Genomic DNA, 22,280 nt, shown 5'->3' with positions numbered 1-22,280 from the left:
GCTGCGAGGGTACGGACATGACTGACTTCTTCACCATTCCCGGTAGAGGCCGAGAGTGGGCTTTGTGCCGGGTGGTTGGACGTCCGCCATCAAACACTAACGACGACAGCGACACGGTCCGGTTCAACACCATCGACTGGGAGCGGCGCACCCAGGTCGCCGCCGTCGGGGTGGCAGGGTTGGAGGCTGCACTCGCCCAGTTAGCTTCTGTTGCAAAGACAGACTATCTCAGAGAACTCGTGGAAGGACGCGAGGTTCACGCTCGCCTCAGCGCTCTAGTTGGCTCCTGGCGAAAGACCCTGCAGAAGCGAATCGGTGACCTGACTTCGCTCGCGCAAGCCTGCCGATCGGCTGGCACCGATCTGGCTGATGCGGACTCTTCCATCGCAGACGGCTTGCGCGCATAGATGAGTTCTGCGTTCAGTTCTGAGGTCACTAAACCCCTGCTGGTTCTAGCTTGTGTATTGGCACTCAGTTCGTGCTACAGCATTGATGGCCAGCCCAGTGCCGAAGTCTCACCGACCGCATCGACCGGAACTGCGCCTTCAACGGACACCGTGCGGCAAACTGATGCCCATGGGCGGCCACTTCCCTTCAATACCGCGTTTCCGCGCAGATGGAGCAACGGAAACGATGGAACTACGTACGAGCCTTGCACCGCTGCGACCGAGTCAATACTCATCGCCAATAACCTTGACCCCTCCTCCGCGAGGGACGCTGCGGCCGCTGATCACCAAACCGCACGAGGCTGCATATGGTCACTGAGTGACCGTAGACTCGCTTCACTCTCTCAGTTTGTCGGCAACCAATCCGACCTTGATACGTATAAGCAGATGAATGCACAGTTCGTCGCTTGGAGAGCTGACATTTCAATGTCTGGCCGTCGTGTCGCAGTGGCTACGACCCCATCCATCCCGGAGTGTGCAACCTTTGTTCGGTCTGGTGACGCAATCGTAGTTTCCGATCTCACTATCTCCATTGACGCTCCACCCATCGACGAAATCTGCGACAAGGCAATCGCGTTCACCCGCGCGACGATTGACCAGATGCCCGAGTAGCCGGTGAAGCAAATACGACAGTCTGCTGCGAGGTACGGACATGACTGACTTCTTCACCATTCCCGGTAGAGGCCGAGAGTGGGCTTGGTGCCGGGTGGTTGGATGTCCGCCATCAAACACTAACGACGACAGCGGCACCGTCCGGTTCAACACCATCGACTGGGAGCGGCGCGCCAAGGTCGCCGCCGAGGATGTGGCGGGCTTGCGGGAAGCGTCCAACAAGTTGGAGCGCGTTGCAACGAGCAATCACTTCGGCGACCTCGTGGAAGGGCTCGAGGTGCACGCTCGGCTGCGCGCGCTTGTTGACTCGTGGCGGAATAGCCTGCAAGAGCAGATAGATGATCTACCTTCATTCGCGAAGGGCTGCAGAGAGGCGGGCAATGCTCTCGACGACGCGGACGCTTCCACTACCGAAGGCCTGCGAGAATATATGCGATACGTCTTCAGTTCTGTTGCTCCGAAGATCCTTTTGACCATCGCCCTGACTCTCATTCTCAGCTCGTGCCTCAGCGTTGAGGGGGAGCCGACTCCCGAGAGCCTCCGCCCAGCCTTGAACGATCGCCATGCCAGTGCAACAAACGATATTCGGCAAACCGACGCGCAAGGTCGTGCTCTTCCCTTTGAAACCGCGTTTCCGCGCAGGTGGAGCAACGGAAACGATGGAACTACGTACGAGCCCTGCACGGCGGCAACCACAACAATACTCACCGACAGCCGCCTTGACCCGCAGTCCGCGAGGGACGCTGCAGCTGCGGATCACCAAACCGCACGCGGCTGCGTATGGTCACTGAGTGACCGCGAGTACGCGGATCTCTCTCAATATGTAGGCAACCAACCCGATCTCGATGTCTATAAGCAAATGAACGCACGGTTTATGAATTGGAGTGATGACATTTCGTTGATTAATCGCCGTGTCGCAGTTGCGACGGCGCGATCAATCCCAGAGTGCACCACCTTCGTGCGCTCTGGCGAAGCAATCGTCGTTACCAACCTCTCTATTTCTATTAATCCTCCACCCATCGACGAAATCTGCGACAAGGCAATCGCTTTCACGCGCGCTACGATCGACCAGATGCCCGAGTAGCCGGTGGAGCAAATACAACAGTCTGCTGCGAGGGTAAGGACATGACTGACTTCTTCAATATGCCCGGTAGAGTGCGGGAGCGGGCCTGGTGTCGGGTGGTTGGACGTCCGCAATCAAGCACTGACGACGACAGCGGCACGGTCCGGTTCAGCACCATCGATTGGGAGCGGCGCGCCAAGGCCGCCGCCGACGGTGTGGCGGGGTTGGAGGAGGAACTCGCCCGCGTAAAATCTGTTGGGAAAGCTAACCATTTCGGAGAACTGGTCGAGGGTCGCGAAGTTCAAACCCGGCTCTCCGCTTTAGTCGAGTCGTGGCGCAAGATCGTGCGACAGCAGGTCGGTGACCTGACTTCACTGAAGGAAGCCTGCAAGGCCGCAGGCACGCGCCTTACCGACGCGGACTCTTCCACCGCGAACGGGCTACGAGCATAGATGCGTTCCGTTTTCAGTTCTGGGGCTACAAGTCTCCTACTGACTCTGGCGCTAGCTCTAACCCTGAGCTTCTGCCGGACTGTTGAGGGTCGGCCGACTGCCGAGAGCCTCCCTGCAGGCTCGACCGCGCATTCCCCCGCAGTAGATAGCATTCGGCAAACCGACGCGCAAGGTCGTACTCTTCCATTCACCACCGTTTTTCCGCGAAGGTGGAGCAACGGAAACGACGGGACCACGTACGAACCCTGCACCTCAGCAAGCGCTTCGATACTCGTCGCCAACAATCTCGACCCGCAGTCCGCGAGGGACGCTGCAGCTGCCGATCACCAAACCGCGCGAGGATGCGTATGGTCACTGAGCGATCGCGAACACGCCGCCCTTTCCCAATATGTAGGTAACCAACCTGACCTCGATACCTACAAACAGATTAACGCTCAGTTTCTAGACTGGAGGGTAGACATGTCGCTGATTGGCCGCCGCGTCGCAGTGGCTACGTCAAACTCGATCCCCGAGTGCACTACCTTTGTGCGCTCTGGCGAAGCAATCGTCGTAACTAATCTCTCCGTGTATCTCGATTCCCCACCCCTCGACGAGATCTGCGAGAAGGTAGTCTCTTTCACTCGCGCGACGATCGACCAGATGCCCGAGTAGTACCTAAAATGCTTTTAGTTCAGCTGATGTGTACAACGCGCAAAGTTCTGTCTAATGCCGCGGACAAACTGCAGGTATTGGCCGAGAAGAGCGATCGAACCAACACAGATCCACATGATCTGACATTCAGTCATTCGCGAATTCCAGCGCACAATTCCGCGCAGTTGCCAAAGACCCTAGCGACCGTAGCGTTGATCACTGCTACGACTCTATTCACCGGTTGCGCAGTATCTGGAACGCCTGCGCCGGACGTCGGAAGCACGGCGATCGGTACCAACACGACAGTCACTGACCATGAGACAGTGCGGCAGACTGATGCCAAAGGCCATTCCCTCCCCTTCGTGACTACTTTTCCGCGCCGTTGGAATTCAGGTAACGACGGAACCTCGTACGAGCCATGTACATCGGCGACCACAGACATTCTTCGAGATGCCGGACTAGATCCCCTTAGCGTCAGAGACGCCGCCACGGTTGATTTTCAGACTGCGCGAGGTTGCAAATGGAAGTACTCAGGCCGCAGGCTAGCCTCCCTGAGTCAAACCGTTGGTAACTCATCCGATCTCGCAACCTATAAGAGTAAGCAGTCGACAGCAGTTACTTGGAACGCTGACATCAGAGTTGATGGCCGACTCGTGGCGGTGAGCACCGAGCCAGATGGACGGATCTGCGATACCTACGTCGAGTCCGGAACTGCAATAGTTGTCACCTCGACATACTTCAACCATGACCGCCCGCCCATCGACGAAATCTGCGACAAGGCAATCGCTTTCACCCGCGCGACGATCGACCAAATGCCCGAGTAGACAGAGCCCCACACAGCAAAGGCGCGAGAGCCCCCTCGGACTCCCGCGCCTGCGCCATAAGAAGATTCGTCAGCCGATGGCAGACTCCACGCGCTCGGAGCCCTCGGGCGAGCCGACGTCGGCCGGCGAAGCCGCCCTCGTAAACCGCAGGTTCTCGAAGTCCGCTACGTCAGCGCCCAGAGCCTTGCGGTCCTTGTAGAAGCTCATCGACATCTTCCACGGCTCCTCAGCACCCTGGCGCGGCAGTTGGTCCTCGACGCGCTTGATGTAGCCAGCTCCGAAGTCCAGCGCGGGACGTGTCTCCATGTTCGGATCCACCACAGGCGCCACCTCGCGGTACCCACGCGCATCCATGTACGCCATGAGCCTGCACCAGTACTCGCCGATCAGCCCGATCTTCAACGTCCACGACGAGTTCGTATATCCAACGGCGAGTGCGAGATTCGGAACACCACTCAACATCATGCCGCGGTAGATGACGTGGTCACGCAGCACCACGGGCTCGCCGTCGAGCGATAGATCCATCCCGCCGAACAGTCGTACGTTCAAACCCGTTGCAGTGACGACGATGTCGGCTTCGAGTTCGGTCCCGCTCTCGAGCAGGAGTCCCTTCTCGGTGAACGTCTTGATTCGGTCGGTCACCACCGACGCCTTACCCGAGCGAATCGTCTTGAACAGGTCGGCATCCGGGACCGCGCACAGCCGCTGGTCCCACGGGTTGTACGGCGGATTGAAGTGCGTGTCTACGTCGTATCCGTCGGGCAGGAGAACCTGGTTGACCTTGCGGATCACCTTGCGTGACGTCTTCGGAAAGCGTTGTGCCGCTTCGTACAACACGCGCTGCTGCAGAATGTTCTTCCACCGCGCCACGGCGTAGCCACGCTCGTCGCCGAGGATGCGTCGTGCCACGTTGGCAAAAGGGTCGTGCTTCGGCAGCGGGAGGATGTAGGTTGGTGTGCGCTGGAGCATCGTGATGTGCTCGGTCTCGTTCGCCATCGCGGGGAGCAGCGTGACAGCCGTTGCGCCACTTCCGATTACGACAACCTTCTTGCCCTTATAGTCGAGATCTTCGGGCCAGTGCTGCGGATGCACGACCTGCCCGGTGAACCGCTCGCGACCCTCGAAATGAGGCGTGAACCCCTCGTCGTAGTTGTAGTAGCCCGACCCGCAGTACACCCAACTCGCCTTCAGTTGAATGTGCTCACCGGTGTCGAGGCGGTCGATCTCTGCCGTCCACAACTGCTCGCTCGACGACCAGTTCAACGCGGTCACCTTGTGTTGCAATCGCAGGTGCTCGTTGATCTTGTCCTCATCGACGGCCTCGCGAAGGTACTGCATGATGCGGTCGGCATCGGCGATCGACTGCTTGTCGACCCACGGCTTGAACTCGAATCCAAACGTATGCAGGTCACTGTCAGACCGGATACCCGGATAGCGGAACAGGTCCCAGGTGCCACCAATCGACTCGCGACCCTCGAGAAGCGCGAAGCTTTTCTGCGGCATCTCCTTGGTCACGTAGTGGGCCGCTCCGATACCGGAGACACCCGCCCCGACGATCAGAACGTCCAACGTTTCGACAGGTGTGGCTGTTGTGGGCACCTGCGCCTCCTTAGATCTGGCTCGATTTCCCGCACGGCAAATATGACACCATACGTTGTTACATTCCAGAGTGCGTCACACTTAGCCGTCGCACCAGGTGCCAAGTGCCCACGATGAACATCGCGCAAGGTGCATACTGTTCGGATGTCCGATGAGTGGCCGTACGTATCCCCCGAGATCAAAAGCTTGATCCGACGCGGCGCCGAACTCATCCTGGACCCGCCCGAGGAATGGATCGAAGCCATCCACGACGCTTCACTGGGTGGTATCCGTATGAAGGCCATCGCCGACGACCCTGTGCTCGCCGAGGGAACTCGCCGCACCAACCTCGCGAACACCATGCGTTGGGCGAGGAGCAACGTAGTCCATCCCGGCGAACGCGTACCCGCCGAGATCAGCCCCGACATCCTCGCCACCGCTCGCGACCTCGTCCGGCGCGGCCTCGATGAATCAGCACTCGACGCCTTCCGCACCGCGCAAAGCGTCGCCTGGCGTCTGTGGATGCAGGTCTGCTTCAGCCTCACCGACGACCCCCAACAACTGCGCGAACTCCTCGACATCACACTCATCTCCATCTCGACCTACATCGACGACACCGTCGAGGCGACGAGCAACAGGATGCGCAGCGAACGACGCGAGCTCACCCGCGGCACACACGCGCAGCGTCGAGAAGCGGTTGCACTGCTTCTCGAAGGCGCACCCATCCCCATCGATCGCGCCGAAACCCAACTCGGCTACCGACTCCTCGGACCGCACACCGCGTTGATCCTGTGGAGCAGCCACCCCGAACAGGCAGCAACTCTCGAATCTGCCGCCGACACGCTGGCCGCCTCGGGCGGGTGTGCCAGCCGGCTCACCGTCGTGGCCAGCGCAGCGTCGCTGTGGATGTGGCTGCCCACCGATGAGGCACACATCGCGCGCGTCTCGCCATCACCACTGATCGACGTCGCCGTCGGTAGAACAGGCGCCGGCGTCGACGGCTTCCGCACCAGCCACTTTCAGGCGCTCGCGACCCAGCGGATCGTCGCGCAGCTCGGCGGCTCGCACGGATTCGTAAGGTACGACGACGTCCGACTGGTCTCGCTGCTGATGTCGTCCGCCGAGGACACCGCGGCGTTCGTCGACGACACTCTCGGCGAGTTCGCACACGCCGACTCAGCCCTACTCGACACAGTGCGAACCTGGATCAGGCTGCAGTGCAACACTTCTCGGACCGCAGAAGCGCTCTATACGCACCGCAACACCGTGATTCGACGCCTCGCACGGGCCGATGAGCTTCTGCCTCGTCCGCTCGACGAGAGCCTGCTCGACGTCGGCGTCGCGCTTGAGGTGCTGCGCTGGCGGGGGTGATCTCGACAAGCTCGATCAGCGGTGGGCAAGCTCGATCAGCGGGGGACCCTCAGCGAGCGGCCACCCGCGACGACCGCAGCTCCCGCAGCGCCGACCGCAGCCCGCGCCGACGGCCCGTGTCCGGGTCGACGCCGAAGTGCGTCTTGGTGCCCTCAATGATGTTGAAGCGCAACTCCGATGCCGTCTCGGGCGCGTCGTCGGCGCTGGCCTTCAACATGGCGTTGGGCACCGATAGCTTCGCGATAGTCCGGAACGTCAACCAGTACTGATGCTGCAACGAGCCCGTGGTGTACGGCAGGTCGTACTTGTCGCACAGTTCGCGCACACGCACCGCGATCTCCTCGTACCGATTGCTCGGCAGATCCGGGAAGAGGTGGTGCTCGATCTGATGACTGAGGTTGCCGCTCATGAATCGCATCAGCGGGCCTGCGCGAAAGTTGGCTGATCCCAACATCTGTCGCAGGTACCAGCGGGGCTGGTCTTCTTCCTCGTACTCCTCGACAGTGAACTTCTCCGCACCGTCGGGGAAGTGCCCGCAGAAGATCACTGCGTACGACCAGTAGTTGCGAATGAAGTTCGCAGTCGCGTTGGCGGTCAGCGTGGTGAACCAGTTGGGTCCGGCGAGCGCGGGGAAGATCAGGTAGTCCTTGGCGGCCTGCTTCCCGACCTTCCGCCCGATCACCCGAAGATCCTTCAGCGCAGCGCGATACGACTTCTGGCCGGTCCTCAACTTCTCCGTCTCGAGGTGGTGCAGCGCCACGCCCCACTCGAAAAACGTTGCGAGAAGGAAGTTGTAGACCGGATTGCCGACGTTCCACCATTCCCACGGCTGGTCTCGCGTGACACGGAGGATGCCGTAGCCCACGTCATCATCCATGCCGACGATGTTCGTGTACTTGTGGTGCACAAAGTTGTGCGAGTGCTTCCACTGCACGCTCGGGCAGGTGGTGTCCCACTCCCATGACGACGAGTGAATCTCGGGATCGTTCATCCAATCCCACTGCCCGTGCATCACATTGTGGCCGAGTTCCATGTTCTCGACGATCTTGGCGACGCCGAGCATCCCGGTCCCGAGAATCCACGCGGGTTTGCGGTTGCTGAACATCAGCACCACGCGTCCGCCGGCGGCGAGCGCACGCTGAAATGCGATGGTGCGTCGGATGTATTTCGCGTCGGCGACACCTCGCGATTCTTCGATGTCACGTCTGATCGCGTCGAGTTCAGCACCCAGTGCCTCGACGTCGGCCTCTGTGAGATGGGCGTACCGATCGATGTCGGTGATGGCCATGGAGTCTCCCTACAGGTCTAGCGTGCATTCACCCGACACGGTCGAGATACATGTCTGGATTCGGTCACCTTCACGTCGTTCGTCGCCACTGCGCAGATCTCGGACGTAGCCGGCCGCGAGCGGAACAACGCAGGTCTGGCAGATACCCATTCTGCATCCGAAGGGCATCTGAATTCCCAACTCCTCGCCTGCTTCAAGGAGTGTGGTGGCACCGTCGACATCGGCCGACTTACCCGATTTCGCGAACGTCACCGTGCCGCCCTCACCACCGACGTCGGTGCGTGCGATGGCGAATCGTTCGATGTGCAGCTGATCCGATAGCTCGTTCTCGCGAAACACGTCCTCGATGTCGTCGAGGAACTCAATGGGTCCACACGCCCAGCACGAGCGCTCGCGCCAATCCGGAACCGCGGCGTCGAGCTGGGTGACGTCGAATCTGCCATCCTCCGAACTGAGGCGTAGATCGAGTGTGTAGCTGGGTGTTTCGTCGTCGAGTTGTTCCAGCTCGTCAAGGAAGATCACCGAGTCGCGGCTCGGCGCGGCGTGGACGTGAATGATGTCGGGCGTCTGTTCGCGGTGTTTCATCGAGCGAAGCATCGCGATCACGGGCGTGATGCCACTGCCCGCAGTCAAGAACAGGACTGCGTCGGGAACCGGCTCCGGCAGGTGGAAATCACCCTTGGGCGCGGCGAGGCGAATGATTGTGCCGGGCGCGACACCGTCGACGAGGTGCGTCGACAGAAAGCCGTCGGGGTTTGCCTTGACGGTGATCGAGATCGTCTTGTCGTCGTTGCTGCCGAAGGATGTCAGCGAATACGACCGCCAATGCCAGCGGCCGTCGACGTCGAGTCCGATGCCGACGTACTGCCCTGGCTGATAGCTCTCGGGAAAGCCCCATCCCGTGCGGATCACCACCGTCGCGCTGTCGGCGGTCTCCTTGACGACGTCCTCAACGCGTCCGCGTAGTTCACGGGCGCTCCACAGTGGATTGATCAGATGTAGATAGTCGTCGGGTAGCAGAGGGGTAGTCGCTCGCGCGATCAGGCCTCGCAGGATGTTGACCTCTGGGCGCGTCGCGTCGACGTCGGCCGCAGGCCGCTTACTCCACTTGAGAAGATTCACCAGCCTCCCTCCGGTAGCTCGTAGTGAACGAGTGTACACACAGTCCGTGATGGGAGTCACAGTCGCATTTGAGTTCGTTCCGTTAGCCGCCGCTAACAGTTTGCTTACGGTCGTTCGCCGAGCTAGCGACATGCTCTCAGTCGTTGGTAATCCTGGTCACAGGGGGGAAATCATCCCCTACCGAACGGCGAATCGTCCATGTCTCTCGCCCGCACACACCACGCCCATCGCGACAACGTCCCGCTGCGTTCACGACGCAGAAGACTCGGCTCACGGCACAGAAATTTCGCAGGATCAGCAGCCTGCATGATCGCCCTGCTTGCCGCGTCCATCCTCCTTTCGACCCCGCGGCCCGGCCCGCCCGAACGGTCAGCAGGCGTCGCCCTCGCTGCGGACAACAGGACCACGACGGTACTTACCTGCGAACCACTCCTGATCGGCCTCGGAGCTTTCGCCGCCGCGACGATGAACACGACGCTGAGCGGCTTCGCGCCCGCTCATGGCACACCGGTGGGCGTGCCTGCGTCGAACGACCTGACCTATGCGGGCTTGCTGAAGGGTCGCGACAATCTCAATGACTCCATTCGCAATACGCCAGGCAAGAAGATTGTCTTCGGCTACTCGCGGGGCGCCCAGATCGCATCCGAGTGGCTCCGCGCTTACGCGGGCAAGCCGGGGGCTCCGAGCGCCTCCGACCTCTCGTTTGTTCTGATCGGGAACCCGCAACGACGTCTCGGCGGCGACCTCGGGAAGACACTGGACGGAGTCACACTGCGGCCTGCACCAGACAACACTCGATACACGGTGACCGACATCAGTCGACGCTGGGACGGGTGGGCGAACACCGACAACTGGCCTGACGGGCCGAACCCCGCCGCACAGGAAAAGTTGGCGAACAACAAATTCAGCGGTGCGCACACGTCATATTGGTGGACGTCGATCAGTAGCCCGCAGAATCAGACTCGCGCGGTCGTCGGGAACACCACGTATGTGGTTGCGCCGTAGCGGATTCATCGTGATCCGCCACGGCAACTACCCGGTCTTCGGCCGCAACGTGAACAGTTCCCAGACCTCTTTCTGGTCCTGCGCCCACGGGTCATAGACGAAAGGCGCGTGCCTCATCGCCATACCCGCCTGGCGCGGAGTGCGATTGGCCTTGAAACCGTTGCACGATTTGCACGCCGCAACCTGGTTTCCGAAGGTGCTCTTGCCGCCCTTGGACACCGGCACGATGTGGTCGACGGTGTCGGCAGGGCCGTCGCAGTAGGCACAAATCCACTGGTCACGGCGCAGAATGGTCGCTGTCGAGGCATACGAATCCATCGACTTGCCCGCATAAGGTCGGTAGGCGTTGCGCTTGATGGCCACCACCTTGTGAATCGGCAGCGTCACCGTAGGTGAATGTACGACGCGCACAACCGGTGTGCCCTCGACGTTGCGGGCGACTTCGGTGGTCAGCAACACGGCCGCACGACGCCAGGTGACACGCGCCAGGATCTGTAACCCGGCGTTGGTGACGAAGATTGTCATGGCAGTCCTCCCGATGCCGTATGCGCTCGGACGTGGCGCGATCCACGCTAATGGCAATACGTCGATCCCGCGAGGCCATTTGTTCTGTGGCGGCGAAATACCGCCCGGCGTTCACTTCGATGACATATTCGGTCAGACCCTCGACTGCTGCGCCCGGATGTGTGCACTGTGGCCACCCCGCGGGCCGATCTGCACACGATCTCAACGGCATCGCCCTCCATTTCTCGAAGCCGACACCACCCGATCAGTCGCGTGCCACGCTGCACGTCAGTTGTTCTCACTATCAGGGGGTCAGCGCAGTGTTCGAGCATCAGGCGCATCGGCTTTTCACGCCTTCCCGGCGGCGACTTCTGCTGACCTGTGCAGCACTGATCGCACTGGTGGCACCGGTCGCGCTGACCACTGTGCCGACCGCCGACGCAGCGCCGAGCCAAGCCCGGTGCGCCCTTCCGCAGGGCTCTGCGGCACCCAATTCCGCCACGCCGTCGAGTGTCGGAATCGACAAGGCAAAGCTGGACGACGCCATCGCATTCGCCGCGTCGAGAATGCGGACGCATATCGAGGTCTATCGCAACAACTGTCTGATCGGAAACGGCCCACTCAACACTGCGACCGGAAACATTCCGTGGAATCTGTTCAGCTCGACCAAGAGTGTCATTTCGATGCTCGCCGGTGTCGCCTATACGCAGGGCCGCCTCGATCTCGGGGCGTCGATCGAGAAGTATCTCCCCGCAGGGACAGTCGATCGTTCACATGCAGCGATCACCGTGCGCGACCTGTTGACCCAATCGTCGGGCCTGCGCCAGTCGATCGTCAGCGAAGCACTGACCGCGGGACTCGACGTCGACCCGGATATCGCGAAAGAGGCTCTCGCGCTGCCTGTTCAGCACAAGCCCGGCACGTTCTTCGAGTACACCCAGCACGGACCCGACCTCCTGGCGTACGTCGTGCAGCGCGCCGTCGGAGAAGATCTGCAGGAGTTTGCGCAGCGAACACTGTTCGGGCCCTTGGGAATCAAGCAGCACGACTATTACTGGGCGCGCGATCGGTCCGGCCACACCTACGGATACGCCTTCTTGTTCATGCCTCCGAAAGACTATTCACGGCTCGGGCTGCTGATGCTCAACGACGGGGTCTGGGGCGGCCGACGAATCATCGGTTCCGACTACATCCGCCAGGCGCACACACCATCTGCGTCGAACCGCTGTTACGGATATCTGTTCTGGGTCAACGACTCTCCGTGTACCGGACCGTCATTCCCGTCCCGACAGACGATCCAGCAGGCACCTCTGGCCGGGTTGCCCTCCGACGCCTACGCGATGGTCGGCTTCCTGCAGCAGAACAACTTCATCGTCCCCAGTCTCGGATTGTTGGTGAGCTGGAACGGGATTCTCGGCGACGTCTCACCGGACCCGGGAACACTTCTCAGCGCCAGCCTCAACAGTGAGCTGTATCGCGAGTTCTTCCGCAAGCTCGTCGCTGCCTTCCGGACGCCGAGGATTCCCGACCCCGGACCGTACCGTCCGACGATGAACCTCGACTTCGATCCGGTCCAATTCGCCGACCCGAACATCGCGTTGGGCGCGTTGGGTTTCGGACCGTACGCGCCGTCGAATTGCACGGTTCTGCAATGCGGTTCGACACCCTTGCGAGCGCCCCTGCAGGGCAACCCCGGCTGCTTCGCAATCACCTGCCTACCGGGGACACCTCAGTCACCCGGCAAGCGGTAGGCCTCCGGCGGCACCCCGCCATCTGACACTCTGGACGCATGCGCGACCCGCTTTACGCCGGCGGCCTGACCCGTCGAGGCCTCATGCTCGACGTCGCCGTGGCCCTGCTCTTCGGTGCAATCGCGATCTGGCTGCACTTCGACCAGTCGACACCCGCGGGCATTGCCGCGGTGCTCGTGACCGTCGCGCTCGCTGTCCGACGACTCGCCCCGACGCTGATGATCGTGCTCACGCTGGCATCCGCGGCGATTCAGGTGGCGACCGACCAGATCGCCGTACTCGCCTCGCTCGCCTACTTCCCGATCTTCGCGACGCTCGGCGGGCATCCGGACCGTCGGGTTCGACGTGGTTCGCTCGCCGTTGCCGTCATCGGATCGCTCGTCGCCGGGTGGGAGTTCCCGCACGCCTACACAGTCGAGCCGTCCCTGCTCAACCGTGCGTTCACGACGTTCGTCGGATTCTGCCTGGCGGCGGTCGTGGTGATCGGCGGGTGGACGTTCGGGTTCATCCGGTATCAGCGTCGTACGGTCGCGCAGGCCAAGGTCGCCGAAACCATCGCACAGCTCGAACGCAGACGCCTGCTCGACCTCTACGACGAACAGCGTGAACGCACACGTCTTGCGCGCGACATGCACGACGTCGTCGCACACTCGTTGACCATCGTCGTCGCACAGGCCGAGGGTGCCCGCTACAGCATCGACACCGCACCCGACGTTGCACGGAACGCATTGACCGTCATCGCCGACACCGCACGCGAATCACTCGGCGAGGTGCGCGGACTGCTCGCCCAACTCAACAACGACGACGCCGTCGCCGCCTCCCGCGCCGACCGCGAAACCCTATACGAGCGGATGCGGACCGCGGGCATGACGATCGAGACGAGCGAGATCGGCGACGAGCAGACCAGCGAGCCTGCCGTCGGACGAATGGCGCAGCGCGTCTTGACCGAAGCACTCACCAACGCACTCAAATACGGCGACCTGGCCACGCCAGTCACCGTCGAGATCGACTGGACCGGAGGCTGCCACCTCACCGTGCGCAACGGGTTGACCGACACCCCGCTCTCCCCCGGTGGCGCAGGCCGCGGCATCATCGGCATGGCTGAACGCGCCGCGCTCGTCGGCGGAACGGCCCGCAGCACCGCCACCGAGGACACCTGGCTGGTCGAACTGCGCGTGCCCGCCACCTCCGACGTCGACTCGAAAGGAGTGTCGCGGTGATCCGAATCGCCCTCATCGACGACCAGCCCATGTTCCGCCAGGGCATCGCGATGATCGTCGACAGTCAGCCCGACATGGAAGTTGTCGGACACGAGTCGTCGGCCCTCTCACTCTTGGATTTCGTGCGCACCACACGCCCCGACGTCATGTTGATGGACGTGCGCATGCCGGGCATCGACGGCATCACCGCGACCGCAGACCTCGTCAGCGCACTCGGCGACGACGCTCCGCGCGTGTTGGTACTCACGACGTTCGACGCCGACGAGGCTGCGGCGTCGGCCATCGCCGCAGGGGCCAGTGGGTTTCTCCTCAAGGACGCGCAGCCAGACTTCCTGCTCGCCTCGATCCGGGCCGTCGCCAACGGCAGTCAGGTGGTAGCGGCGTCGGCGACACGGCGCTTGTTCGAGCAAACCCGCACGCGGGCAGGCGATCCCGGACCCGAGTACGACCGCCTGACCCCACGCGAGCGCGAGATACTCGTGCGGGCAGCACAGGGACTGTCCAACGCCGAGATCGCCGACGCCGAGGTACTCTCGGAAGCCACTGTGAAAACGCATGTTTCGCGCATTCTCGCCAAGCTGGAGCTGCGCGACAGAGTGCAGCTCGTCGTGTACGCATACGACCACGGGTTGGTCTGACCGCCACGACATACATCTCGAGATGTACGCGATGTAGTCCGGCGGACCGAGCCGATTTCATCGTCATGGCTGACGACTTGAGCATTCGCGTTCCCTAGCGTTGTCTGCATGACGAATGAACCAGCATCTGTGGTGCTACGCAACGTATTCCGAAGCTACGGCGACCCGAGCCAACCGATCCATGCGCTACGCGACGTGTCGCTCGATCTGCGACGTCGAGAGTTCACGGCAATCATGGGCCCGTCAGGATCGGGCAAATCGACGCTGATGAACGTCGTCGCTGGACTCGACGACATCACGTCGGGTGAGATCTGGGTCGACGGCAATCCCATCGGGTCGCTCGACGATGAAGCACGAACAGTGCTGCGTCGCAGACACATCGGTTTCGTCTTCCAATCGTTCAACCTCATCCCGACGCTCACAGCTCAGGAGAACATCAACCTCCCGTTCGTACTTGCCGGGACACGACTCGACGCGCAGACGCGCTACTGGATCGCACACCTGGTGCGGTCACTCGGCCTGGACGAACGCCTCGACCACCTGCCCGCGGAGCTCTCCGGCGGCCAACAGCAACGTGTCGCCATCGTGCGCGCGCTCGCGATGCGTCCGACGATCATCCTGGCCGACGAGCCGACAGGCGCCCTCGACACACGTACCAGCCGAGAGGTGTTGGCGCTGTTGACCACCGCGGTTCGCGAGTACGGGCAGGGCATCGCGATGGTGACGCACGATCCCGTCGCGGCGTCGTATGCCGACCGCGTGATCATGCTCGCCGACGGCCAGATCACCGGCGAGTACCGCGGCCTCGGCGCGCGTGAGATCTCCGAGCTTCTCATCGGCTTGCAGGGGGTCTCGGCATGAGGGCAACATCGGCACGGCTGACCGTCGGATCGTTGCGTGAGTTGTCGACGGTCGGCATCGTCGCAGGTCTCGCCAGTGCTTACGGGACAACGCTTGTCGACGCTGCGAGCATGCTGTCGGTGCTCTCGGAGAAGAAGGGTGGTTCTGCTGGTGCGGCGCTTGCAGTGGTTGCTGCGGTCTTCATCGGTATTGCCCTGTTCGTCTCCGGGATCGTGATCAGTTCGGGTGTCGACACGGTCATCGCGGGTCGTCGAGCACAATTGAGACTGCTACGTCTGATCGGGGCGAGCGCACGTCAGTTGCGAGCTGGACTCACCAGGGCCGTCGTCACGGTCGCGGCGATCGGAGCCGTGATCGGCATCGTGTGCGCGACAGTGGTCATGACCATCGTTCGAGAAGCGCTGCTGCACAACGGAAAACTGCCTAGCGGCGACTACCCACTCCTACCGCTGGGAGTCTTTGCTGCCGGCATTGCTGTCGTCCTGATCGCGGCCATCGCTGCGCGGGTGGGCACACGGTCGACGCTCACTCGTGCCGCGGTGGCGCACGGGGCGCGGTCGAAGGTCGGTACGTTCCGGACGGTTGTTGCTTGCGGCGCAATCGTGTTCGGTGCGTTGTTGCTGGCGCTCGCGTGCTACCTCGGTGAGTTCGGCAATCTCACCGGCTTCGCGGTTGCCTTCCTCGGTGCCGCGTCGGTCTCGACGGGTGTGCTGATCGGCGCGCAACGCATTGTGCCGCAATTGGTCCGGTGGATGGGTGCCGCGTTCGGTGCCAGCGCACCGTCGATCGTGGCACGCAAGAACGCCGTGTCCGACCCGCGACGGACGACCCGCTCGACCATCGGACTGCTCGTCGGCGTCACGCTGGTGACCACCATCGCGTCGGGGATGAGCTCGCTGACGAAGTCGATCCACAGCTGGGACATGCCGCCCGCCGAGATGGCCGAGACCGAACGCTCACTGTCGGTCATCACCGCGATCCTGCTTGCCATGATTGCGATCTCGGCGATCATCGCCGCCGTCGGGTTCGTGTCGACGATGTCGCTCACCGTGATCGGCCGCACGCGGGAGATCGGAATGCTGCGTGCCATGGGGTTCACGGCGAAGCAGGTGCGCGCAATGGTGGTCCGCGAGTCGCTGGCGCTCAGCGGAACCGCAGTGATCGCTGGCCTGGTACTCGGCGTCATCTTCGGCACCGTCGGCAGCCAGTCGCTCATCGGCAAGGCGACCTCGGGCATCCCCGTCGGGCTGCCCTGGGGTGCACTCGTCGCGATCATCGCGGGCACTGCCGTCGTCGTGATCGCCGCCTCGCTGCCACCGAGCCGTCGCGCGGTAGCCGTCGCCCCCGTCGACGCGCTCGCGGTGGCGTGAGAGTTGGCCGTGTGTTGATCTGCGGTCTGCCCGGCCCGCCCGCGGTCTGCAAGAAGCACGTGTTTCTGACATCTGCGCGCGAAGTTCCGCTCGCGGGTGTCAGTTACACGTGTTTCTGGCGTCGGCGTCCGGACGGACTACCAGGCGTTCTTCGTTGCCATGCCGTCTCCTGTCGGTCAGCACTACCTAGCCGAAACGCTCGGTCCTGATCCGTGCGGCGTCGTGCCCAGCGTCGAGCATCGCTCGAGCACAATGTTCGACGAACCCGTTGGGTCCGCAGATGTAGACGATGGGCTCCCGCTCGGGTTGGAACGTCGCTGCGGCGAGTTCGTCGGCGGTCACGCGGCCAGGTCGACGACGCTCCCCATCCGCAGCGACTCGTGTGTGAAAGATGTTGACGGGCAACCGATTGTGCGCGACCAGCTGATCCAACTCGTCGGCGAAGTAGCGGCGGCTCGGCTCCCGCAGCGAGTACACGAGGTTGAATGGCGTCAGTGGTGCGCTCACCTCGCGGAGTCGGATCATCGACATGAGCGGCACAATCCCCGACCCGCCGCCGATGAGTTGGACCGGCCGCGTCTGCGACGGATCCCACGTAAACCACTGCCCGTTCGGTCCGCTGATCTCGAGCGGCTCGCCCACCTCGACGACGTCGACGAGGTACGGGGACTCCTCGCCGTCGTCGACCTTCTCGACGGTCACCTCGATGGTGCGGCTCTCGCGGACATCGGAGAGCGAGTAGGGCCGGGCCGTCGAGTATCCATCCTCCGCCGTCAGTCGGATGTCGACGTGCGCGCCCGCGTCGGCGCTCATCGGTTCGCTGAGCGCGAGTCGCAGTGAACGCGCTGTGGGCGTTTGCATCTGCGACCCGACCACCGTCGTGATCTGCCAGTCCACGGCCATCACTCCTTCGGTGTCACGGACGGGTGTGTCACGAGTAGCCGCGTGAGGGGCAGTGGCGTCACGAGTAGCGCTGCTCTAGCCAGGGGTCGCCGTAGATGTGGTAGCCGCGCTCTTCCCAGAAGCCCGGCGCATCGTTGGGCATGAACCGCAGGCGTCGAACCCATTTGGCACTCTTCCAGAAGTACAGGTGCGGAACGAGCAGCCGCACCGGCCCGCCGTGTTCTGGCGCAAGGGGTTCACCGTCGAAAGTGTCTGCGAGCCACGCCTTCCCGTCGGTCAGGTCGGCGAGCGGGACGTTGGTGGTGTATCCGCCGTAGCAGTGAGCCATCACGTAAGCGTCCGGCGCCCAGGGCAGCGTCGACAACAAGTCGTCGAATGACACCCCGCGCCACCGCGTGTCGAACTTCGACCAGCGTGTCACGCAATGGATATCGGTGGTGACGTCCTGGTGTGGGAGGTCGCGGAAGTCAGACCAGCCAAGACTGTGCGCACGATGATCCGACGACTGGATCGTCAACCTCCACCGGTCATGGGGCAGCGCCGGCGTCGGCTCGGCGGACAGCACAGGAAAGTCGACGGTCGAGTACTGCCCGGGCGGCAGCCGATCAGCCATCCGATCGCGACGCCCGACGAACCCCCGGTTCACTATCGCCATACGACCAAGTGTAGGCGCGCGCCGGGTCGTCGCAGGTCAACGGCGGAGCGGCGGGGTGGGCGCCGCGCGGGCGTGCAGGAAGTCGGGGAAGAGGCCTGTCGAGGTGCAGGAAGTAGCGGAAAGAGTCTGCAGCCGGGCAGGAAGTGGGGGAAGGAGCTCCCCGCGGCGCAGAAAGTAGGGGAAAGAATCTTTCGGTGGGTTCCTTCGCTTTCCTCGAGTTGTTCCTCGCGGAAAGGTCAGCAAGTCGCGGAAAGAACCCTTCCCCTACTTCCCGCAGACCGACGAGCACCGACTTCCCCTACTTCCCCTACTTCCCACGGACCGGCGCACCGACAGCGACCCGCGACCAGGCCGCTCGCAGCGACCGCGAGGCAGTCCGTCGATCAGAAGGTGCTCGGCGGGTTGACCGTCGACTTCTCGACGCCCGTATCCGGGACACCCCACTTGGCGAAGATCTTTGCGTAATCCCCCGTCTCGATCAGCTTGTTCACGGCATCGGAGATCGGCTTGGCCAGGCCCGAGTCCTTTGCGGTGACGAATCCGACTGGTGTGGAGCTGATCTGGCCGAGGAACTTGGTTCCCTCGACGTGCTTCTCGTCGTACTTCAGGCTCAGTACCGGCCCGAAGAACAGGTCGACCTTGCCGTTCGCCAGACCCAGGAAGATGGGCGCTGTGTCGTTGAAGTACTGGACGGTCCACGGCTTCTTGCCGATCTTGGCACAGTCATCGACGTGCGAGCTCAGCAGTGTCTGGAAGGTCGAACCGGGGGTGGTGGCGATGGTGTAGCCGCACACATCGGTGATGGTCGAGACCTTCTGTAGGTCGACACGTTTCGAGCCGAGGAAGCCCTGACCGTCGTTGAGGTAGGTCGAGAAGTCGAGGACCTTCTCGCGTTCGGCGGTGACTCCGAAGTTCGCCTGTCCTACTTGGTATTTCCCGTTCTGGACGCCGGGGATGATCGAGGCGAACGTTCCGTACTCGACGTTCCAGTTGACACCGAGGACCTTGCCGATCGCGTCACGCAAGTCCAGATCGAGTCCGACGTTCTTGTCGTCGACCACACCGCCGTGCGGCAGGCTCGACGTCCCGGGAGTCTGTGTGGTGCCGACGGTCAGGGTTCCCGCTGAGCGCACGCTCTCCGGCAGTTCAGCGCTGATCGCATCGTCCTTGACGATCTTGCTGGTGATGTCCTGTGTCAGAACGGCCGACGCCTCGGCTGAGCTCGTCGTGTCGTCCGACGACGATCCACAACCACTCAGCGCAATGCTCCCGACCACAGCACTGGCGGCCAACAGGGCGAGAATACGTGGTCGGTGCTTCATCGTTCTGGTCCCCTTGTCTGAATTCATCTGTCTGGTAACTGGTTACGGCAGGAGGAAATGCATCTGCCGTAACCGGCCTCGCGCAGTCTCACAGCACCGCGGAGAGAAACGCTTTTGTCCGCTCGTGTTGCGGGTCGTCGAGAATCTCTGCGGGAGCACCGGATTCGACGATGCGCCCGCCGTCGAGGAAGATCGCCTGGTCGGCAACTTCGCGGGCGAATCCGATCTCGTGCGTGACAATCACCATGGTCATACCGCTGCGTGCGAGATCACGGATCACGGCCAGGACCTCGCCGACGAGTTCGGGATCGAGCGCGCTTGTCGGTTCGTCGAACAGCATGAGGCGTGGCTTGAGCGCCAAGGCTCGTGCGATGGCGACTCGTTGCTGCTGACCGCCGGAGAGCTGGCGCGGGTAGGCACTTTCGCGTCCGGCCATGCCGACACGTTCGAGCAGATCGCCGGCTCGTGCGACGGCTTCGCCGCGCGGGATGCCCGCGGCCAACGGTCCTTCGATTACGTTCTGCTGCACCGTCATATGACCGAAGAGGTTGAACTGCTGGAAGACCATCCCGATCGTGGAACGCTGACGCGCGATCTCACGATGGGACAGTTCGTGCAGCTTTCCCGACGAAGGCCGGTATCCGATGATCTCACCGCCCACCTCGACGAAGCCGCTGTCGGGCTTCTCGAGGTGGTTGATGCAGCGCAGCAGCGTCGACTTACCCGAGCCCGACGGTCCGAGCAACACCGTCACAGTGCCCCTCGGGACGTCGACGTCGATGCCGTCGAGGACTTTGTGGAGTCCGAAGCTCTTGCGCAGTCCTCGGATTCGGACGAGAGGTAGCGTCTCGTCGTACTCCGTATCGTCACGCAGGGCTGCGGTTTTCCCGCGGCGCGTCGTCGCAAAGCTCACGCGCCCACCGCACCTTCGTTACGACGATCAAATCTGCGGAGGTCGGTGCGCACTCGCCCGAACAGCGGCAAGTTCTCCCGGATCGTCGTCCAGAACCCTTGTTGCGGTCGGCGATTGCCGCGCGAGTAGTGACGTTCGACGAAGTACTGCCCGACGGAGAGCACACTGGTGACGATGATGTACCAGATGGTCGCGACCAGCAGCAGTGGCAGGATCAGGTAGTTCTGCTGGTAGATCAATTGCACGGAGTAGAGCAGGTCTTGGACGGCGATCACACTGACGATCGACGTCGCCTTGAGCAGCCCGATGAGCAGATTGCCCGACGCCGGGACGATCGCCGGCATGGCCTGCGGCAGAATGATTCGACGGAAGATGCGATACCGACTCAGCCCCAACGCTTCTGCGGCCTCGGCCTGACCACGGTCGACGGAGAGGATGCCTCCGCGCACGATCTCGGCTGCGAACGCCGCGACATCGAGGGTCAGTGCGACGAACGCAGCGAGCACGCCCGAGAACAAGTGCGCCGTATCGGCTTTGACGAACTCCGGACCGAACGGAATCCCTAGTGACAGTTGAGGATACAGCGAGGCCAGCTCATACCAGAAGAGCAACTGGACAAGCGGCGGAATCGATCGGATCAACCACACGTAGCCTGCGCTCAGCGTCGACAAGATGGGGTTCGACGACAAGCGCATCACGGCGAGCAGAATCCCCAATGCGAAGCCGCACACCATGACTGACGCAGTCAACCACAAGGTCAGGCCGAGGCCGCGCAGGATTGATGCATGGAAGAAGTAGTCGCCGACCACATCCCACTGGAACCGCGGGTTGGTCAGGAGCGTGTGCACCAGCATCGCTGCGAGAACCAGGACGACGGCGCTACTCACCCACTGGCCGGGCTTACGCGCCTTGACCAGCTTGGCCGAAAGCAGTTCTGCGTCACGCGGTTCGCTGGTCAGCGGACGCGAGTGCGCAGCGGAAAGTTCAGCTGTCACAGGTATCGGTCTTCGTTCCTCGGTGTCGTTGTTACGGCAGCGGCGAGTGCCTGCTTCCGTCGGGTTGTCACCTGGAGCACCCCACCACGACGGAGGGTTGCTGGCCAGCAAGCCAGGGCTGGGCGCTGACACTCATAACCGACGCCACGTTAGTGCTGCGCCGCCGTCGCGCCGAGGGTATGAATCTGCGAGATTCTTAGGGTCGCGAAGTGGAAGGTCGGGTTGTTCGCGGAGGCGTCGACTCTGGTGCAACACATATCGTGGGCACAACGTCGAAAAGAGGAGACCTGATGGCCGAGCTGTTCGAGATCACCCGTCTGATCCATGCCGAACCGTCGGCGATCTTTGAGCTTTTGACCTCGCCAGGAGGTCACGTCGCCATCGACAGCTCAGGCATGTTGCAAAGTGCGGAAGGATCGCCCGTCAGCGCTGTGGACGACGAGTTCGTCGTTCACATGGATCGCGAGTCGCTCAACGACCTCCCGATGGGCAAATACGACGTACGGGTGATCATTACGGGCTTCGAGAAGGACCGGTGGATCGAATGGACGATCATCGGAACCGTACGACCGCCACTCGATCACCGCTACGGCTACCGGCTCGAACCGACAGACGACGGCACGCTGGTCACGTCGTACTACGACTGGAGCCGCGTGACCAACGAGGACATCAAGGGCCGGTTCCCGATCATCCCCGAGGCCGGGCTGCGCGCGACACTCGGGATTCTGGCGCGGACGGTTGAGGATCATTAGCGTCC

23 protein-coding genes and 1 riboswitch are annotated in these 22,280 nt (G+C 62.4%); of the genes, 14 read left to right on the top strand and 9 right to left on the bottom strand.

Annotated elements, in window-relative coordinates; translation table 11 throughout:
- Window positions 1-17: 17 nt before the first annotated feature.
- From RND64_RS00610 to RND64_RS00595, 6 genes are read left to right on the top strand one after another with little or no spacing between them, the layout of a single operon-like run.
- Window positions 18-407 (top strand): hypothetical protein, encoded by a 390-nt coding sequence (locus RND64_RS00610; protein ID WP_270485247.1) that lies wholly within the window; start codon window positions 18-20, stop codon window positions 405-407.
- Window positions 408-1,058 carry a DUF3558 family protein gene (locus tag RND64_RS23090; RefSeq protein WP_414652029.1) on the top strand — a complete coding sequence of 217 codons (651 nt, stop codon included), beginning with the start codon at window positions 408-410 and terminating at the stop codon, window positions 1,056-1,058. It abuts the gene before it with no gap.
- 40 nt (window positions 1,059-1,098) lie between these two features.
- On the top strand, window positions 1,099-2,142 hold the full coding sequence (locus RND64_RS00605) for a DUF3558 family protein (protein ID WP_270485250.1): 1,044 nt from the start codon (window positions 1,099-1,101) through the stop codon (window positions 2,140-2,142).
- 41 nt (window positions 2,143-2,183) lie between these two features.
- Complete coding sequence (locus RND64_RS00600; protein ID WP_270485252.1) at window positions 2,184-2,573, top strand: hypothetical protein; 390 nt, start codon at window positions 2,184-2,186, stop codon at window positions 2,571-2,573.
- Window positions 2,574-3,224, top strand: coding sequence for a DUF3558 family protein (locus tag RND64_RS23085; protein WP_414652030.1), 651 nt, complete (start codon window positions 2,574-2,576; stop codon window positions 3,222-3,224).
- 8 nt (window positions 3,225-3,232) lie between these two features.
- Window positions 3,233-4,027, top strand: coding sequence for a DUF3558 family protein (locus RND64_RS00595; protein WP_331436340.1), 795 nt, complete (start codon window positions 3,233-3,235; stop codon window positions 4,025-4,027).
- Between the two features lie 69 nt (window positions 4,028-4,096).
- Here the strand turns inward: RND64_RS00595 and RND64_RS00590 are convergent, their stop codons facing one another.
- The gene (locus tag RND64_RS00590) at window positions 4,097-5,626 is read right to left on the bottom strand and encodes a flavin-containing monooxygenase (RefSeq protein WP_331436339.1); all 1,530 of its coding nucleotides are present in this window, start codon (window positions 5,624-5,626) and stop codon (window positions 4,097-4,099) included.
- 144 nt (window positions 5,627-5,770) lie between these two features.
- Between RND64_RS00590 and RND64_RS00585 the strand changes: the two genes are divergently transcribed.
- Window positions 5,771-6,976, top strand: a complete 1,206-nt coding sequence (locus RND64_RS00585) for a PucR family transcriptional regulator (RefSeq protein ID WP_270485256.1) — start codon at window positions 5,771-5,773, stop codon at window positions 6,974-6,976.
- Window positions 6,977-7,025: 49 nt separating this feature from the next.
- Here the strand turns inward: RND64_RS00585 and RND64_RS00580 are convergent, their stop codons facing one another.
- Window positions 7,026-8,264 carry a fatty acid desaturase family protein gene (locus RND64_RS00580; protein ID WP_270485259.1) on the bottom strand — a complete coding sequence of 413 codons (1,239 nt, stop codon included), beginning with the start codon at window positions 8,262-8,264 and terminating at the stop codon, window positions 7,026-7,028.
- Window positions 8,265-8,273: 9 nt separating this feature from the next.
- Window positions 8,274-9,386, bottom strand: a complete 1,113-nt coding sequence (locus tag RND64_RS00575) for a ferredoxin reductase (protein WP_064868622.1) — start codon at window positions 9,384-9,386, stop codon at window positions 8,274-8,276.
- A gap of 306 nt (window positions 9,387-9,692) precedes the next feature.
- Here RND64_RS00575 and RND64_RS00570 point away from each other — a divergent pair, with 306 nt between their 5' ends.
- Window positions 9,693-10,391: a PE-PPE domain-containing protein gene (locus RND64_RS00570; RefSeq protein ID WP_270485264.1), complete on the top strand. Its 699-nt coding sequence runs from the start codon at window positions 9,693-9,695 to the stop codon at window positions 10,389-10,391.
- A 27-nt stretch (window positions 10,392-10,418) separates the two neighbouring features.
- On the opposite strand, the gene RND64_RS00565 is transcribed toward RND64_RS00570, so the two are convergent.
- Window positions 10,419-10,916 (bottom strand): HNH endonuclease, encoded by a 498-nt coding sequence (locus RND64_RS00565; protein WP_005206366.1) that lies wholly within the window; start codon window positions 10,914-10,916, stop codon window positions 10,419-10,421.
- 299 nt (window positions 10,917-11,215) lie between these two features.
- Between RND64_RS00565 and RND64_RS00560 the strand changes: the two genes are divergently transcribed.
- From RND64_RS00560 to RND64_RS00540, 5 genes are all read left to right on the top strand, one after another.
- Window positions 11,216-12,646 (top strand): serine hydrolase domain-containing protein, encoded by a 1,431-nt coding sequence (locus RND64_RS00560; protein ID WP_270485268.1) that lies wholly within the window; start codon window positions 11,216-11,218, stop codon window positions 12,644-12,646.
- Between the two features lie 38 nt (window positions 12,647-12,684).
- Window positions 12,685-13,866, top strand: a complete 1,182-nt coding sequence (locus RND64_RS00555; RefSeq protein WP_049699113.1) for a sensor histidine kinase — start codon at window positions 12,685-12,687, stop codon at window positions 13,864-13,866.
- A complete protein-coding gene (locus RND64_RS00550) occupies window positions 13,863-14,504 on the top strand; it encodes a response regulator transcription factor (protein ID WP_049699114.1) in 642 nt (213 codons plus the stop codon). Before RND64_RS00555 ends, RND64_RS00550 begins: the two co-directional genes overlap by 4 nt.
- A 108-nt stretch (window positions 14,505-14,612) precedes the next feature.
- A complete protein-coding gene (locus RND64_RS00545) occupies window positions 14,613-15,365 on the top strand; it encodes an ABC transporter ATP-binding protein (RefSeq protein ID WP_049699115.1) in 753 nt (250 codons plus the stop codon).
- Window positions 15,362-16,735 (top strand): ABC transporter permease, encoded by a 1,374-nt coding sequence (locus tag RND64_RS00540; RefSeq protein ID WP_049699116.1) that lies wholly within the window; start codon window positions 15,362-15,364, stop codon window positions 16,733-16,735. The genes RND64_RS00545 and RND64_RS00540 overlap by 4 nt, the downstream gene beginning before the upstream one ends.
- Before the next feature lie 186 nt (window positions 16,736-16,921).
- Here the strand turns inward: RND64_RS00540 and RND64_RS00535 are convergent, their stop codons facing one another.
- The 5 genes from RND64_RS00535 to RND64_RS00515 all read right to left on the bottom strand — a co-directional run bounded on the left by RND64_RS00535 (window position 16,922) and on the right by RND64_RS00515 (window position 21,523).
- The gene (locus RND64_RS00535) at window positions 16,922-17,638 is read right to left on the bottom strand and encodes an FAD-binding oxidoreductase (RefSeq protein WP_049699117.1); all 717 of its coding nucleotides are present in this window, start codon (window positions 17,636-17,638) and stop codon (window positions 16,922-16,924) included.
- A gap of 58 nt (window positions 17,639-17,696) precedes the next feature.
- Window positions 17,697-18,293, bottom strand: a complete 597-nt coding sequence (locus RND64_RS00530; RefSeq protein ID WP_049699118.1) for a sulfite oxidase-like oxidoreductase — start codon at window positions 18,291-18,293, stop codon at window positions 17,697-17,699.
- 383 nt (window positions 18,294-18,676) lie between these two features.
- Window positions 18,677-19,615 (bottom strand): transporter substrate-binding domain-containing protein, encoded by a 939-nt coding sequence (locus RND64_RS00525; protein ID WP_049699427.1) that lies wholly within the window; start codon window positions 19,613-19,615, stop codon window positions 18,677-18,679.
- A gap of 88 nt (window positions 19,616-19,703) precedes the next feature.
- On the bottom strand, window positions 19,704-20,489 hold the full coding sequence (locus tag RND64_RS00520) for an amino acid ABC transporter ATP-binding protein (protein WP_049699428.1): 786 nt from the start codon (window positions 20,487-20,489) through the stop codon (window positions 19,704-19,706).
- A 35-nt stretch (window positions 20,490-20,524) separates the two neighbouring features.
- Window positions 20,525-21,523 carry an amino acid ABC transporter permease gene (locus tag RND64_RS00515; protein ID WP_049699119.1) on the bottom strand — a complete coding sequence of 333 codons (999 nt, stop codon included), beginning with the start codon at window positions 21,521-21,523 and terminating at the stop codon, window positions 20,525-20,527.
- Window positions 21,524-21,545: 22 nt separating this feature from the next.
- Window positions 21,546-21,663: riboswitch (SAM riboswitch) on the bottom strand.
- 150 nt (window positions 21,664-21,813) lie between these two features.
- Here RND64_RS00515 and RND64_RS00510 point away from each other — a divergent pair.
- The gene (locus RND64_RS00510; protein ID WP_049699120.1) at window positions 21,814-22,275 is read left to right on the top strand and encodes a polyketide cyclase; all 462 of its coding nucleotides are present in this window, start codon (window positions 21,814-21,816) and stop codon (window positions 22,273-22,275) included.
- Window positions 22,276-22,280: the final 5 nt, after the last annotated feature.

The sequence above is a fragment of the Gordonia sp. w5E2 genome (assembly GCF_036540975.1).
Classification (GTDB): Bacteria; Actinomycetota; Actinomycetes; order Mycobacteriales; family Mycobacteriaceae; genus Gordonia; species Gordonia jacobaea.
The sequence above is the reverse complement of the archived record's forward strand: the minus strand, read 5'-3'. Positions and strand labels throughout refer to the sequence as shown.

Coding starts and splice junctions, on each gene's coding strand:
- RND64_RS00610 (WP_270485247.1), top strand. CDS start 18: ATGACTGACTTCTTCACCATTCCCGGTAGAGGCCGAGAGTGGGCTTTG.
- RND64_RS23090 (WP_414652029.1), top strand. CDS start 408: ATGAGTTCTGCGTTCAGTTCTGAGGTCACTAAACCCCTGCTGGTTCTA.
- RND64_RS00605 (WP_270485250.1), top strand. CDS start 1,099: ATGACTGACTTCTTCACCATTCCCGGTAGAGGCCGAGAGTGGGCTTGG.
- RND64_RS00600 (WP_270485252.1), top strand. CDS start 2,184: ATGACTGACTTCTTCAATATGCCCGGTAGAGTGCGGGAGCGGGCCTGG.
- RND64_RS23085 (WP_414652030.1), top strand. CDS start 2,574: ATGCGTTCCGTTTTCAGTTCTGGGGCTACAAGTCTCCTACTGACTCTG.
- RND64_RS00595 (WP_331436340.1), top strand. CDS start 3,233: ATGCTTTTAGTTCAGCTGATGTGTACAACGCGCAAAGTTCTGTCTAAT.
- RND64_RS00585 (WP_270485256.1), top strand. CDS start 5,771: ATGTCCGATGAGTGGCCGTACGTATCCCCCGAGATCAAAAGCTTGATC.
- RND64_RS00580 (WP_270485259.1), bottom strand. CDS start 8,264: ATGGCCATCACCGACATCGATCGGTACGCCCATCTCACAGAGGCCGAC.
- RND64_RS00570 (WP_270485264.1), top strand. CDS start 9,693: ATGATCGCCCTGCTTGCCGCGTCCATCCTCCTTTCGACCCCGCGGCCC.
- RND64_RS00565 (WP_005206366.1), bottom strand. CDS start 10,916: ATGACAATCTTCGTCACCAACGCCGGGTTACAGATCCTGGCGCGTGTC.
- RND64_RS00555 (WP_049699113.1), top strand. CDS start 12,685: ATGCGCGACCCGCTTTACGCCGGCGGCCTGACCCGTCGAGGCCTCATG.
- RND64_RS00545 (WP_049699115.1), top strand. CDS start 14,613: ATGACGAATGAACCAGCATCTGTGGTGCTACGCAACGTATTCCGAAGC.
- RND64_RS00540 (WP_049699116.1), top strand. CDS start 15,362: ATGAGGGCAACATCGGCACGGCTGACCGTCGGATCGTTGCGTGAGTTG.
- RND64_RS00535 (WP_049699117.1), bottom strand. CDS start 17,638: ATGGCCGTGGACTGGCAGATCACGACGGTGGTCGGGTCGCAGATGCAA.
- RND64_RS00530 (WP_049699118.1), bottom strand. CDS start 18,293: ATGGCGATAGTGAACCGGGGGTTCGTCGGGCGTCGCGATCGGATGGCT.
- RND64_RS00525 (WP_049699427.1), bottom strand. CDS start 19,615: ATGAAGCACCGACCACGTATTCTCGCCCTGTTGGCCGCCAGTGCTGTG.
- RND64_RS00510 (WP_049699120.1), top strand. CDS start 21,814: ATGGCCGAGCTGTTCGAGATCACCCGTCTGATCCATGCCGAACCGTCG.